Raw genomic sequence first — 14,425 nt, 5'->3', positions numbered from 1 at the left:
GCAAATTGCGGCGATGAAAATCACATTATGTTTTATATCAGTTGCTTGAGAACCCGGGGAAAGCGACTACCCTTACTCTGTTGTGGCTGTGCTATAAGCCCGACCCATAAGGAGAGGCGACCCCGTCAACCTCCCCTCAACAATATGAAATTGCAGAGGCTCAACATGAATAAAACACTGATTACCTTGCTGGTTTCAGGCTTGCTTGCGGCCAACGCCCAGGCAGCCGGACAGGACAACACCTGGTATGGCGGTGCCAAGCTGGGTTGGTCCAACTTCTATGGCGTCGATCACAACCAGGATATCAAGGACAACTACGCCATCAGCGAAGAGGACAAGAACGATGTCGGCGCCGGCGCCTTCCTCGGCTATCAGGTCAACCAGAACCTGGGCTTCGAACTGGGTTACGACTGGCTCGGCAAGTACAAATACACTGCGACCGACAATCTGGACCCCACCGACATCGGCCGGGACGAGATAAAAGCCCAGCTGGCCCAGCTCTCCATGAAGATCGGCATGCCGGTCAGTGACAGCCTGGATCTCTATACCCGCCTCGGTGGCGCTTACGCCTGGACCGACAGCAAGCAGTTCGACAATGACAACGGCGCCGCCTTCGTCGGTGCCCTGGGCGCCGAATACGCCTTCAACCGTGACTGGGCCGCCCGCCTCGAGTACCAATACACCACCCCGCTCGGCGACAACTCGCTCGACAAGACCGGGGCCGAACTCGACAACGGCCTGCTGGCGGTCGCCGTGGTCTATCGCTTCGGCCAGGTCGCCCCCGTGGTGGCGGCGCCGATGCCGGCTCCGGCCCCCGAACCCGTGATGGTCGACAAGCAGTTCACCCTGAGCTCGGACGTGCTGTTCGACTTCAACAAGGCGACCCTCAAGCCGGCCGGTGGTCAGGCGCTGGATAACCTCTACAGCCAGATCGAGCAGGCCAGACCCAAGGATGGTGTCGCCACCGTGATCGGCTACACCGACCGCATCGGTTCCGATGCCTACAACCAGAAGCTCTCCGAGCAGCGTGCCCGGACCGTCGCCGACTACCTGGTCGGCAAGGGTCTGCCGGCAGACAAGGTCAACGTGGAAGGGCGCGGCAAGGGCAATCCGGTCACCGGCGACAGTTGCACCAGCAAGTCCAAGCGCGAGCTGATCGTCTGCCTGGCCCCGGATCGCCGGGTCGAGGTCAAGGTCGAAGGGATCTCCGAAGTGCAGCAGTGATCCTCGCCGGTGGGTAACCACCCCAATACAAAAAAACGGGAGGCCAAGGCCTCCCGTTTCATTTTGAGTCGGTGCATCGACATGTCGTCAGGCGCCCTTGCGCACCTCGGCCGCAATCTGGTCGAGCAGTTGCTGCCAGCCAGCCCCCAGCTCGCTCACCAGAGTGCCGTAGCCATCGGCAGGCAGCACCCGCACCTGCTGGAAGGGGACGTCACGCAGGACAGAGCCCTCTTCGGTCAGCAGGCGCCAGCGGCCGCTCAGCACGGCGCGACCGTCGTGGCGGCCCTGGAAGCGCTCCACCGAGATGGTCAGCACCGGCCCCTTGCGGGCGCCATCCTGCCGCACCACCCAGCCCGGCAAGCGGCTGGAGAGGCCGTTCAGGGTCAGCTGATCGAGCTGGGCATCCAGCGACCCCGCCCAGCGATGGTATTCGGCGAAGTGCAGCTCCTTGCCCTCCAGCTGATAGACCAAGCTCATCCGATCCAGCTGGCCGGACAGAGAGACAGGTTTGAGCACCAGCTGATGCTGCGGCTGCGCCACCACGGCAGCCGGTTGCTGCGCCTCGGCGTCGAGGGAGTAGTAGTGCAGCTGCGTCGGTGCCGCGCTGCAACCCGCCAGCAGGCCCAGCAAGGCCAGCGTCATCATCCGTTTCTTCATCATTGACCTCGCTTGGGCTCGGGATCACGGGGACGAGCCCGATCGAAAATCAACGAGCTCGGCTGCTCGTTGAGCGAATGTACCAACGGCTGCAACTCGCGCATCAGCTGGTTGAGCGACTGCACCGACTGCCGCAGATCCTGGTTGGTCTGGGAGTTGGCATCATACTCCTGCAGCGTGCTCTGCAGCTGTTTCAGGCTGTCGTTGAGGGACGCCGGCAACTGCTGGGTCGCGCTCTGACCGGTGAACTTGTTCAGGTTGGCACTCAGCGCACTGACGTTCTTCAGGGTCTGATCCAGGGTCGCCAGGGTGTGGTTGACCTGGTTCAGGGTCTGGGCGGTGTCCATGTCGACGAACTTGTCGAGGATCTGGTTCACCTTGCGTTCGATCTGATCCAGCCCTGCCTGCACGGTCGGGAATACCTGATAGCCCGCCAGCTTGGTGGGCTGGAACTTGGGCGCATCGGGGTAGAAGTTCAGATCCACCACCTTGCCCCCGGTCAGCAGGCTGGAGGTCTTGAGCGTCGCCCGCAACCCCTCCTTGAACTGCTTGCCGAACAGGGCGCGCCACTGCTCCTTCTCCGCGTTGGCATAGCGGTGGGAGAGACGCTGCACCTCGATCCGCGCCAGTACCGGGATCTGCCGGCTCTGGAACATCTGCACCCCTTTCTCGTCGATGAGATAGGGCGCCGAGATGACGGTACCGACCCGGATGCCGCGATACTCCACCGCCGCGCCCGGGTGCAGGCCACCGACGCTGTCCTCGAACAGGAACACGTAGTCGATGAACTGATCCAGGCTACCGGCCAGCACGCTGGCCTGATCCTGGAACAGGGTGAAGTCGTCCATCTGCTTGACCGGCTCACCGGGTGCCCAGCCAGGGGGCAGCCCCATGGTGATGCCGCCGTCCAGCAGGCTCTCCAGCGAATCCATCTTCACCTTCATCCCCTCGCTGCTCATGGAGACCTCAAAGCCCGGGGTCATCCAGAAGCGAGAGTTGCTGCTCACCAGCACGTCATAGGGGGCATTGATGAAGATCTGGTACTGCATCTCGCTCTTCTCGGGCAGGAACTTCGCCTCTTCCACCTGGCCTATGGTGAAGCCCTGGTAGTTGATGGGCGAACCCACCCCGAGCGCCCGGGTATCCCGGCTGCTCAGCGATAGTCGCAGCCCCTTGGCGTCCTGCGAGGCCAGCGGCGGCTTGTCCAGCATGGCGTACTCGTCGCGCGCCTTGCCCTTCTTGCCGGGGGCCAGCTCGATGTAGGCGCCGGAGAGCAGGGTGCCGAGGCCCGACACCCCTTCACGTCCCACCCGCGGCTTGACCACCCAGAACTGGCTGTCCTTCTTGAGCATGCCGGCGGCGGCATTGGTCAGGCGGGCCTTCAGCACCGCGTGGCTGTAGTCATCGCTGAGCTCCACCGCCTCGATGCGACCCACCTCCACCTCGCGGGAGCGGATCATTGTCTTGCCCGCCACTATGCCTTCGGCCGTTGCCACCGTCAGGGTGAAGCTGGGACCTTGCGAATACCAGTGCTGGAACAGCATCCAGATCCCGATGAACAGCGCCAGCAGCGGCACCATCCAGATTGCGGCGGCCGAGCTCAGAAAGTCCGAGCCGGGTTTCCACCTCTTCTTACGCTCACTCACGTTCGCGTTCTCCTTGTTGTAAATCCCAGATCAGGCGGGAATCGAAACTCATGGCTGCCACCATGGTCACCAGCACCACACCTGCAAAAGCGACGGCCGCAGGGCCCGGATAGATGGTCATCAGGTTGTCGAGCCGGATCAGACCCGCCAGGATGGCCACCACGAAGACGTCGATCATCGACCAGCGCCCCACAAATTCAGTCATGCGATAGAGCTTGAGCTTGCCGAGCGGCGAGGTGCCCTGCCCGCGCTGCACCATGTAACAGAGCCACAACAGCGCCAGGATCTTCACCAGCGGCACTACCACGCTGGCGAAGAAGATCACCGCCGCGATGGGGTAGGAGCCCATGGCCCACAGCACCAGCACCCCGCCCAGAATGGTGGAGGGGCTGTCATCCCCGAGGAAGACGGTATCCATGATGGGATAAAGGTTGGCCGGCACGTAGAGGATGATGGAGGTAAAGAGCAGCGCCCAGGTACGGTTCAGTCCGCCCGGCTTGCGGCTGTGCAGATGCTCGCCGCAGCGTTTGCAGCTGTCGGCACCGGCTTCGCTCAGGGCGCCGCAGATGTGGCAACCCACCAAGCCGGCGCTCATGGCGCTGGCCTCGTCGTCATCCACCGTCACGCCATGCGGCTCGCTCGGCCCGAACAGCCGCTGCCACAGCCACATCCTATCCAGCGACGAGATCATCTTGATCAGCAGCAGGGTGTAGCCGACGAAGGCCCAGAACGACAACCCCATCTTGATGTCGGCCATCCCCATCAGTTTGACCAGGGAGATGAGCACCCCGATGAGGAAGACATCCACCATCAGCCAGGGCTTGATCCGGCACAGCAGCCGACCGAGAGAGCGCAGGGCATTGCTGTGCAGATCCTTGTCGACCCGCCACAGCACCAGCATGATGGAGCCCATGTAGACCAGTGGCAGGCCGATGAGGGTCAGGCTCAGCACGGCCCCGAGGAACAGGTAGCCCTGATCCACCAGGGTGGTGATGCACTGCAGGAAGGTCATCTCCTGCCCCACCCCCTTGGCGGAGAAGGACATGAAGGTAAAGGCGTTGGAGAGCACGAACATGATGATGGCCGCAAAGCCGTAGGCGATGGGCCTGCGCTCCTGCTCCGGCAGATGGCGGCTCAGGGTATGGCCGCAGCGCGGACAGCTGCTCGCCTCCCCCACGGCCAGCGTGGTGGCCGGCACCAGCAGGTCGCACTCTTCGCACGCGGTGGCGTCATGGGTATAGGTGGGTTGATGTTGGTGTGAAACCGGATGCAAGATGAAACCCCAGCATGAGGCCCGCCACGGGGCCAGAACCGCCAATTATTACAGCAGCGGCCCGTGCCGACCAGCCCTCTCATTGCACCACCCCGACCGGGCGTGAGAATGACTTTGACAAGCAAGTGACCATTTAGCACAATCAAACGCCACTTTTTTTCCGCGGGACAATAATTTATGACAACTGAATCCCCAAGCTACTCCACGATCGAGCAAGCCTTCTCCCTCGGGAACGGGCAAGATTCTGCCCTCAACTGGTTGCGCAAAAACCGCAGTCAGGTCGCCATCTTCCTGGTGAGCGGCATCAAGCTGGAGGGGACCATCAGCGGTTTCGACCAGTACAGCGTGCTGCTGACCGATGCCCATGGCAACCAGCAGTTGGTCTACAAGGCCAAGATCTCCACCATCGCCATGCACTCCGGCCGGCCGCAGGTCAATATCCAGCGTGCTCGCAAGCCTCGCGTCTCCATGGCGCCGCGCCCCCACGGCGCACCCGGTCGTTACGACGACAATCAGGGCGGCAACAGCGGCCAGTAAGGCCATGCCCATGTCACCCCGCGACCATCGCTGCGTCAGAGGGTGACCGAGTCCATTCCCATTTGTCATGACAGTCCCGTATGGGAATGGACTTTCTACCTCAGCGCCAGTGCCGGCGCTCTCTGTCCAGATTCAATGCGGCAGGTTCAATACTGCAAGCCGACCGGTTTGCCCTCCCTGACCATGCAGGTCTGCATCCCCGCAGCCTGACCGGCCTGTACGCCAATCCCCGTGTCCTCGAACACCAGACAACCCGCCGGATCGACCCCCAGCTTGCTGGCCACCAGCAGGAAGGTATCCGGGTGGGGTTTGTGCAACTCGACATCATCGGCCGTCACCACCACGGAGAAGTAGCGATCCAGCCCGGTATTGCGCAGCACGGCGGCGGCGTTGACCCGCGGTGAGCCGGTGCCGATCCCCATGGGGATGCGACCATGATAACGCTCGATCAGTGTCTGCATGGCCGGGAAGACGGTTGCCTTGTGCAGGTTGGCCACGTAGTGCTCGGTCTTGCAACGGGTCACGATGAGCGGATCCAGCGCGATCTGCTGCTGCTCGGCCACCAGCAGGGCTATCTTACGGCTCGGCATGCCACCCAGTTCATAGAACCAGTCGGGATCGAAGTGAAAGCCAAACTCCCGGGCCGTGTGCGCCCAGGCGGCGAGGTGCAGCGGCATGGAGTCCACCAGGGTGCCGTCGAGGTCGAATACCAGGCCTTGAAAGCCGGAGAGGGTCATGGTGCGGGATCCGTGTCTGAAAAAGGGCCCCCATTCTAGCCAGAGCCCCTCTATCTCGCCACGGCCTAGGTGGCGAGAAACGCTTGCCCCCACATTTGTGCCTGAAAATAGATGGGAGTCAGCTTGGCGGGATCCAGCTGATAGTTCGGCGCCAGCTGTGCCAGCAGTGGCCAGTTGCCCTGTTCATAGCACTTCACCAGCTGAAACAGATGAAACAGCGGCCCCTCGCGGGACTCCAGCGCTCGCTTCACGTCCTTGGGCAGATGGGCCTTGAGCTGTTCGGAGAGCAACGAGCCGTCCAGCACCAACCCCACCAGGAAGGCCCAGCTGGCGGCGGACTTGCCGAGCGCGCTCAGGGCGATCAACTCGCAGAAGCGGCCGCGGGCGATGGCCATGCGGGTGCAGGCCTCCGGAATGTGCTGACTGACCCTGGCCAACCCGTAGATGAGCACGAACTTGCGGATCTCCTGCTCTCCCAGATAAGAGAGCGCCCGGTTAACCGAAACGATGGGGCTGGCGTGATCGAAACCGGGGGCGTTGACGTAGCTCAACAGCTGCCCCGGCAGCCAGGCATCCTGCTGCAACAGGGTCGCCACCCGGGCGAAGGAGAACTCCTCGTGGCAGATGAGCTGCAGTATCTCCTGCACCAGCTTCATGTCCGGCTGGGCGGCGCGCTGGTTGACCAGCTCGGGGCGCGCCAGGAAGCCGCCGGCGAAGAAGTCGACCCCTGCCTCCTTGAGCGGCAGAAAATCTCCCCAGCTCTCGATGCCGAGGGCCATCCGCTTGTGCTCGGTCGGCTGACGGATCCCCTCCTCCCCCATCCAGAACACCAGCAGACGGGAGGCGCTGAGCCAGCGCTGCTCGCGCTGGGCACCGTGCACCGCCAGCCGGCGCCGGTAGTCGCGCCACTGCTCCAATACGGGAAAAGAGGTGGGCAACCGTTCGGCCGAAGCCTCTATCAGTGGAATGGTGTCCTGATCGAACAGCAGGGGGCGCAGCTCATCGAGCTGTTCGTGGGTGAAAGGCAGCAGATATTGGCGCCCCTGTGCCAGCAACCGGCACTGGGCGGCCAGCAGGGGCCATTCGGCAGGGTCGGCAAGCTGATAGTCAATGCCATAGGCCACGAGAGCGAGACGACGGTTGAAGATGGGATAACGACGTAACAACATGGGCTCACCGATAGGCTAGCGTACACGCCCTCCCCTGCGATTTGGCATGATAGAGCGCCTGATCGGCCTGTTCGGTCAGGCTCTGCCATGTTCCATCCAGCGAGGGAACCAGATAGCTAAAGCCTATGCTAACCGTAATGAAATCAGCAACTCGGGAGGCCGGATGCGGGATTTTTAATTCACTGAGCCCCTGGTGAATCTGTTCCGCCAGCCGCTCTGCCTCACCGGGCTGCGGGCCGCACAGCAGGATCACGAACTCTTCGCCGCCGTAACGCGCCACCAGGTTGGTACGCCGCCGTTCCGCATCCTGCAGCAGGGCGGCCACCTGCTGCAGACACTGATCCCCCTTGGCATGGCCGAAGTGATCGTTGTAGGACTTGAACTCGTCCACATCGATCATCAGCACCGCCAGCAGACTCTGGTGCCGGCGCGCCCACTCCCACTCCCGCTGCATGGTGAGATCCCACTGGCGGCGGTTGGCGATGCCGGTGAGGGGATCTTCCAGCGACAGCATGGAGAGCCGTTTGTTGGCCTCAGCCAGCGCCCGGTTGCTCTCCGCCAGCTGCATGGTGCGCTCGCTGACCCGCTGCTCCAGCTCGCGGTTGAAACGTTCAAGCGCCGCCTGGGTACGCTGGCGGATCAGCAACTGGGAGAGCATGGCGGCATACTGCTTGAAGATCTCGCTCTGATAAGCCTTGAGCGGCCGGCGCCACAGCAGGTTGTCGGCGGCGATCCAGCCGATGGGGGTGGTCCCGTCCCACAGCGAGACCATGGCATTCCAGCCACGCCCCACCTCCTGCTTTTCGTAGTAGAGCGGCGCATCCTCCAGCACCAGCACATAATCCTTGCGGCGCAGCGCCTCCTGCACCGTGGGGTGATCAGGGATCGGGCTGATGAAGTGGTGCTCGTCGATCAACTCGCCCACCTCGTTGGTGCCCCAGGTGCCGTGCATGGTCTTGAACTCGGCATCCACCAGGAAGATGGCGATGCGGTCGAACTGCAGCTCCTGACGAGCCAGCGCCACCGCATCGTGCAGCAGCTGGTGTTCACTGTCACAACGCGCCAGCTTGACTCCCACCTGGTGCAGCGCCTGCAGCATGCTGAGGAAGGAGCCTTGCAGCGCCTGGCTGCGGATGAGGTCGGCCTGGGTGTGCAGCCGCTGATCCCGCTCCAGATCGACCTGGCTGGCCAGCAACCGGCTCTCGAGCTCGGCGGCAAGATAGTGCATCAGCAGCTGGATGCCCTGTTGCTGGCGCCGGGGCAGGCGATCGATACGGCGGCGGGTCTCCAGGTAGACCACGGCCTCCAGCCCTTTGTGGCGCTTGAGCGGGAAACAGGCGCGCAGGCGCACCGTCTGTGGCTCGACCGTTTCCCACAGCTCGTTGTGCTGGGCGAGCGGCTCCACCATCAGTTGTCCCTTGTCGAGGGCGTGTTCGATGAAGAGGATCGGTAACTTGAGGGGGGCGACGGCATCGGCCGTCAGGCTGACCAGTCCCTGATCGAGCTGGAAGCTGTAGAGCTGCGACTCGGGGGCGCGCAGCCACAAATAGATCTGTTCGGCTTCGGTTTTTTCCCTGATTGCCGCCAGTGTCACTTCACAGAGGTGTTCAAAGCTGGTGAAGTGCTCTGGATCCCATTCCTGCATGCCTGCCATCCTTGGTTGTATCCAAGCGAGTATATCGGCAAAGCCTGCACTTTAATTGACTGGCCAGTCAAAAGCGCGATCCAGAGCCCATTTTTTATAACAAATTCAAGGCGTGCATCGCCTCGCGGATGCGGGTACGCGTTGCCTCGGAGAGCGGCATCACCGGCAGGCGGCACTCCTCGCTGCAAAAGCCCAGCAGGGAGACGGCATACTTGGCACCGGCCGGGCTCGGCTCGGCAAACATCGCCTGATGCAGCGGAATGAGTTTGTCTTGCAGTTCACGCGCAGCTTGCCACTGGCCGGCCAGCGCCAGGTTCTGCACCTCGGCCACCAGCCTGGGGGCCACGTTGGCCGTCACCGAGATACAACCCTGACCGCCGCCGATGTTGTAGGCCACGGCGGTGGCATCTTCGCCGGAGAGCCAGGCGAACGGCTTCTTGATCAGCTGACGCTCCACCCAGGGGCGGGCCAGATCGCCGGTCGCATCCTTCACCCCGGCGATGCGCGGCAGCTCGGCCAGGCGGGCCAGGGTCGCCGGCTGCACGTCGACGATGGCGCGCGGCGGGATGTTGTAGACGATGATGGGCTTGCTGGTGGCATCGTGCACCGCCTTGAAGTGGTGATAGAGCCCCTCCTGATTGGGGCGGTTGTAGTAACCGGCCACGTGCAGGGTGGCATCGGCCCCCATCTGCTCGGCATAGCGGGTATATTCGATGGCTTCAACCGGGTTGTTGGAACCGGCCCCGGCGATCACCGGGATGCGGCCAGCCACCAGTTTGACCACCAGCTCCACCACGCGGCAATGCTCGTCGTGGGTCAGGGTCGGACTCTCGCCCGTGGTGCCCACCGGCACTATGCCGTGGGTCCCCTGTTCGATATGCCACTCCACCAGACGCGCCAACGCCTCTTCATCCAGCTTGCCCTGTCGAAAGGGGGTAATCAGGGCGACGATTGAACCTTTGAACATGGAATTTCCTTCTCCGTTGACTCATGAATGTGGCAATAAAAAACCCCGGTACGATGTGCGCAACCGGGGTTTGAATCTGCTCAGGGATGAGAGGTTACGCGCGAACGTCGGCAGGCCCGAATGTCAGGCTTTTTTTATGCTTTCGTTTCAACCCGTTGAACCGCATTGCGTCATCTCTGCTCAAAAAATGGTGTCTGGGCATATTTCGGGAACACGGCATAAATGTCAAGGCGAAAGCGGCTATGTATAATGGCCGCCCAAAATTGCGTGGAGAGACCCGATGAGCAGCCCGATCAGTGCCGTCAGCCAGATGCTGGAACGAAACCAAGCCCTCTTTGTCGGCAAGCGGCTGCTGGTGTGCGGCGCCCTGGAGGATGACTATCCGCGCCAGCTGGCAACCCTGACCCACTCCCTCACCGTGTTTACCACGGATTACTGCTATTACCGCAGCCAGCAGGCCGCGCTGGGCGACGCCATCCTGTTCGATCACCAGCTGGGTGGCGCTCCCCGCTTCGATGCCCTGCTGCTGCTGATGCCCAAGGCCAAGGCCGAGGCTCAATACCTGCTGGCCATGATGACCCCGCTGCTGGAAGCCGGTGCCGAGCTGTTCCTCGCCGGCGAGAACCGCGGCGGCATCAACGGGGCCGACAAGCTGCTGGCTCCCTATGGCGAGAAGCCGGTCAAACGTGACTCGGCCCGTCGCTGCTCCCTCTATCACGGCGAACTGAGCAAACCGGTGGCCCCGTTCGAGCTGGACTCCTGGTTTGGCCGCTACCTGTGCCAGGCTGGCGATACCGAGCTGACCGTGCTGGCCCTGCCCGGCGTGTTCAGTGCATCCGAGCTGGATCTGGGCAGCCAGATGCTGCTGGCCAGCCTGCCGGCCATGCAGGGAACGCTACTCGATTTCGGTTGCGGCGCCGGGGTGATCGGCTCTGTGCTGGCCAAGCGCAATCCTGAACTCAGGGTCACCATGGTGGACATCAATGCGCTGGCGCTGGAATCCAGCCGCCGTACCCTGGCCATCAACGGCCTGCAGGGCGCGGTGCGGGCATCCGACGTCTATTCCAACATCCAGGAAAAATTTGACCGCATCGTCTCCAACCCGCCGTTCCACGCCGGTCTCAAGACCTTTTACGCGGCCACCGAGACCTTCCTGGCCAAGGCACCGGAGCATCTGTCGCCGCAAGGCACCCTCACCATAGTTGCCAACGCCTTTCTGCGATATCAGCCTATACTGGAGACGCACTTCAAACGGACGGAAGTGATCAGCAGCGATGCCAAATTCAAGGTCTATCTGAGCAAAGTGTAAATAAGTGTAAGCAGTCACCGGAAACAGGTAGAGAGCCCCATACGGGATCTGATAAGGTAATTGACACACCTCAAACCACCCCTTTAGGGGTGTTTTTTTGTAGCAAGCTGAAAACCTTTTCATAGTATGAATTCAGGGAGAGAAATACGATGGCAGGCATACTCACCATGATCCTGGCGGGCGGCGAAGGTACTCGCCTCCAGCCACTCACCACCACCCGCAGCAAGCCCTCTGTTCCCTTTGGTGGCAGCTACCGACTGATCGACTTCGTGCTCAACAACTTCGTCAACGCCGACTTCCTGCGCATCTACGTGCTTACCCAGTTCAAGTCCCAGTCCCTCTATCTGCACATGAAGAAGGGCTGGAATATCGTCGGCATCACGGATCGCTTTATCGACCCCATTCCGGCCCAGATGCGGATGGGCAAACGCTGGTATGACGGCACGGCCGACGCCATCTATCAGAACCTGCGCTTCATCGAGATCTCCGACCCCGAGCACGTCTGCATCTTCGGCTCCGACCACATCTACAAGATGGACGTGAGCCAGATGGTGAGCTTCCACAAGCAGAAGGCTGCCGCCCTGACCGTCGCCGCCCTGCGCATGCCCATCGAGGAGGCGAGCGCCTTCGGGGTGATCGAGGTGGATCAGGAGGGCCGGATGATCGGCTTCGAGGAAAAACCCAAGCGGCCCAAGCACATCCCCGGTGATCCCACCCAGGCGCTGGTCTCCATGGGCAACTACATCTTCGAGACCGAGTCGCTCTATCGCGAACTCAAGCGCGACGCCGCTGAGGAGAACTCCAGCCACGACTTCGGCAAGGACATCATCCCCAGCCTGTTCCCGCGCGCCCCCGTCTATGTCTACGACTACAGCACCAACGTGATCCCGGGCGAGAAGCCCAACGTCTACTGGCGCGACGTGGGGACGCTGGACTCCTACTGGCAGGCGCACATGGACCTAGTGGCCGACGATGCCCCCTTCTCCCTCTACAACCGCAAGTGGCCGCTGCATACCCACTATCCGCCGCTGCCGCCCGCCACCTTCGTCGACACCGACGACTGCAAGGTGAAGATCGCCAACTCCTTGATCTCCGGCGGCTGCTTCATCCAGGGCAGCCAGATCCAGCGCTCCATCCTGGGTTTTCGCTGCAACATAGGCCCTTGCAGCCACATCAGCGAGTCGGTTCTGCTCGGTGACGTGAAGATTGGCGAGGGCTGCTCCATCCGCCGCGCCATCATCGACAAGAACGTTGAAATTGCGCCCGGCACCGTGATCGGTGAAAATCTGGACCATGACAGAGAGCGATTTACCGTGTCCGAAGGCGGTATCGTCGTGGTACCTAAGGGAGCAAGAGTTGGCTATTAACCCACTGAAAATCCTGTTCGTTGCCTCGGAAGTTGAGGGGCTTGTGAAGACCGGGGGCCTGGCGGACGTGGCCAGAGCCCTGCCGCTGTACCTGGCCCAGAAGGGACATGATGTCAGGATCATGCTCCCCTTCTACAAGACGATAAAGCGACGGGATGAGGCCAAACTGCTGGTCTCGCGCTGGTTGCCAACCCACCCAGGCCTGCCGGATATCGGCTATCGCATCTATCAGATGGATCTCGAAGGGGTCTGTGTCTACCTGCTCGATTGCCCGCAGTACTTCGATCGCCCCCAGCTCTATGCCGAAAACAACCAGGCCTATCCGGACAACGGCGAGCGTTTCGCCTTCCTGGCCGCCGCCGCGCTGCACGCCTGCGAGCAGCTCGCCTTTGCCCCCGACATAGTGCACTGCAACGACTGGCACACCGGCCTGCTGCCGCTGCTGCTGAAAACCCGACACTCCCACAACCCCTTCTTCCAGCACACTCGCAGCGTGATCAGCATTCACAACGCGGCGTTCCAGGGGGTGTTCGAGCGCCAGCAGTTCTGGGCCGTGCCCGAGATTGCCGACTACGAACAGCGCATCAGCTATGACTACGGCCACGTCAACCTGCTCAAGTGCGGGGTGCTCTATGCCGACAAGATCAACGCGGTCAGCCCCAACTATGCCAGCGAATTGCTGACCCACCTGGGGGCCCACGGCATGGCCAGCGTCTTCCAGCAGCGAGCGGCGGATCTGCGTGGCATCCTCAACGGCTGCGACTATCAGGACTGGGATCCGGCCTTTGACGACTTTCTGCCGGCCACCTATGACGTCGACAACCTGGCCGGCAAGGGCGTCTGCAAGCAGAGTCTGCAGCAGGAGCTGGGCCTGCCGGTGGTGGACCTGCCCATCTACGGCATGGTGTGCCGGCTGACCGAACAAAAAGGCGTGCATCTGCTGCTGCCGGTGCTGGACAAGTTTCTCCATCACAAGGTGCAGGTGGTGATCGTCGGCTCGGGTGATCCCTCCCTCGCCACCCAGCTGCACACCCTGGCCCAGCAATTCCCGGACCGGCTCGCCTTCATCAATACCTATGACGACCGGCTCGCCCACCTGGTGGAGGCCGGCGCCGACTTCTTCCTGATGCCCTCCCTGTTCGAGCCATGCGGCCTCAACCAGATGTACAGCCTGGCCTACGGTACCCTGCCGCTGGTAAGGGCGGTCGGCGGTCTGAAGGATACGGTGGTGGACTGGGATGCCGATCCGGCACATGCGACCGGCTTCTGCTTCAACGATCCGACCGCCAACATACTGCTCGATGCCATGCGTCGCAGCCTGCTCTATTACCTGCAGGATCCCGAGCAGTTTGCCCGGGTTCAGCGCAATGCCATGAACACCCGCTTCAACTGGCCCGATTCGGTCATCCAGTACGAGCAGATGTATCGGGACGCTCTGGCTCGCCAATGACGCTAATTGCTGAAGTTTTGTCCCCTTGATGCTGCTTTGGGCGTCAACAGCGAAAAAAGTACCTTCTGGCTGTTGACGCCCCCCCAAAACTCTATAGAATCCCCCACCGCAGTGATGCGAAGGTGGCGGAATTGGTAGACGCGCTAGCTTCAGGTGTTAGTGTCCCACGGATGTGAGGGTTCGAGTCCCTCTCTTCGCACCATACTGCAACATGCTCTTATCAGACGGCATGTAAATTCAGACTGATAACCCGATGTGCGAAGGTGGCGGAATTGGTAGACGCGCTAGCTTCAGGTGTTAGTGCCCCCCGGGTGTGAGGGTTCGAGTCCCTCTCTTCGCACCATGCTTTTATCAGACAGCATGTAAATCCAGACTGATAACCCGATGTGCGAAGGTGGCGGAATTGGTAGACGCGCTAGCTTCAGGTGTTAGTGCCCCCCGGGT

The 14,425-nt window shown here is 61.8% G+C and carries 12 protein-coding genes and 2 tRNA genes; 7 read left to right on the top strand and 7 right to left on the bottom strand.

What is annotated here, in order from left to right:
- The first annotated feature begins 165 nt into the window (after positions 1-165).
- On the top strand, positions 166-1,224 hold the full coding sequence (ompA, locus tag AB5Y81_RS08455; RefSeq protein ID WP_279485235.1) for a porin OmpA: 1,059 nt from the start codon (positions 166-168) through the stop codon (positions 1,222-1,224).
- A gap of 87 nt (positions 1,225-1,311) precedes the next feature.
- On the opposite strand, the gene AB5Y81_RS08450 is transcribed toward ompA, so the two are convergent.
- Genes AB5Y81_RS08450 through AB5Y81_RS08440 form a run of 3 tightly spaced genes read right to left on the bottom strand, consistent with a single transcriptional unit; the run spans position 1,312 to position 4,800 of the window.
- Positions 1,312-1,881 (bottom strand): membrane integrity-associated transporter subunit PqiC, encoded by a 570-nt coding sequence (locus AB5Y81_RS08450; RefSeq protein ID WP_017778389.1) that lies wholly within the window; start codon positions 1,879-1,881, stop codon positions 1,312-1,314.
- Complete coding sequence (gene pqiB / locus AB5Y81_RS08445; RefSeq protein WP_005305443.1) at positions 1,881-3,527, bottom strand: intermembrane transport protein PqiB; 1,647 nt, start codon at positions 3,525-3,527, stop codon at positions 1,881-1,883. Before pqiB ends, AB5Y81_RS08450 begins: the two co-directional genes overlap by 1 nt.
- Positions 3,520-4,800 carry a paraquat-inducible protein A gene (locus AB5Y81_RS08440; RefSeq protein WP_024943148.1) on the bottom strand — a complete coding sequence of 427 codons (1,281 nt, stop codon included), beginning with the start codon at positions 4,798-4,800 and terminating at the stop codon, positions 3,520-3,522. Before AB5Y81_RS08440 ends, pqiB begins: the two co-directional genes overlap by 8 nt.
- A 177-nt stretch (positions 4,801-4,977) precedes the next feature.
- On the opposite strand from AB5Y81_RS08440, the gene hfq reads away from it, so the two are divergent.
- Positions 4,978-5,337 carry an RNA chaperone Hfq gene (hfq, locus tag AB5Y81_RS08435; RefSeq protein WP_094697827.1) on the top strand — a complete coding sequence of 120 codons (360 nt, stop codon included), beginning with the start codon at positions 4,978-4,980 and terminating at the stop codon, positions 5,335-5,337.
- Positions 5,338-5,483: 146 nt separating this feature from the next.
- Here the strand turns inward: hfq and AB5Y81_RS08430 are convergent, their stop codons facing one another.
- The 4 genes from AB5Y81_RS08430 to dapA form a co-directional block, all read right to left on the bottom strand.
- The gene (locus tag AB5Y81_RS08430; RefSeq protein WP_279485234.1) at positions 5,484-6,074 is read right to left on the bottom strand and encodes a beta-phosphoglucomutase family hydrolase; all 591 of its coding nucleotides are present in this window, start codon (positions 6,072-6,074) and stop codon (positions 5,484-5,486) included.
- Positions 6,075-6,139: 65 nt separating this feature from the next.
- Entirely contained in the window at positions 6,140-7,243 is a 1,104-nt protein-coding gene (locus AB5Y81_RS08425; RefSeq protein WP_279485233.1) for an EAL and HDOD domain-containing protein, read from the bottom strand.
- Between the two features lie 4 nt (positions 7,244-7,247).
- The gene (locus AB5Y81_RS08420; protein WP_017778392.1) at positions 7,248-8,888 is read right to left on the bottom strand and encodes a diguanylate cyclase; all 1,641 of its coding nucleotides are present in this window, start codon (positions 8,886-8,888) and stop codon (positions 7,248-7,250) included.
- Positions 8,889-8,982: 94 nt separating this feature from the next.
- Positions 8,983-9,855, bottom strand: coding sequence for a 4-hydroxy-tetrahydrodipicolinate synthase (gene dapA / locus AB5Y81_RS08415; RefSeq protein ID WP_005305461.1), 873 nt, complete (start codon positions 9,853-9,855; stop codon positions 8,983-8,985).
- 280 nt (positions 9,856-10,135) lie between these two features.
- On the opposite strand from dapA, the gene rsmC reads away from it, so the two are divergent.
- From rsmC to AB5Y81_RS08390, 5 genes are all read left to right on the top strand, one after another.
- Entirely contained in the window at positions 10,136-11,164 is a 1,029-nt protein-coding gene (gene rsmC, locus AB5Y81_RS08410) for a 16S rRNA (guanine(1207)-N(2))-methyltransferase RsmC (protein WP_279485232.1), read from the top strand.
- 149 nt (positions 11,165-11,313) lie between these two features.
- Positions 11,314-12,531, top strand: coding sequence for a glucose-1-phosphate adenylyltransferase (glgC, locus tag AB5Y81_RS08405; RefSeq protein ID WP_005305468.1), 1,218 nt, complete (start codon positions 11,314-11,316; stop codon positions 12,529-12,531).
- Positions 12,521-13,981: a glycogen synthase GlgA gene (glgA, locus tag AB5Y81_RS08400; protein WP_054543546.1), complete on the top strand. Its 1,461-nt coding sequence runs from the start codon at positions 12,521-12,523 to the stop codon at positions 13,979-13,981. Before glgC ends, glgA begins: the two co-directional genes overlap by 11 nt.
- Positions 13,982-14,097: 116 nt before the next feature.
- Positions 14,098-14,183: transfer RNA gene (locus tag AB5Y81_RS08395), tRNA-Leu, on the top strand.
- Between the two features lie 55 nt (positions 14,184-14,238).
- A tRNA-Leu gene (locus AB5Y81_RS08390) sits at positions 14,239-14,324 on the top strand.
- The last annotated feature ends 101 nt before the right edge of the window (positions 14,325-14,425 follow it).

Origin of the sequence: Aeromonas sp. s2 (assembly GCF_040907935.1) — a bacterium.
Classification (GTDB): Bacteria; Pseudomonadota; Gammaproteobacteria; order Enterobacterales; family Aeromonadaceae; genus Aeromonas; species Aeromonas dhakensis.
This window is presented reverse-complemented; position numbering and strand designations above follow the sequence as displayed.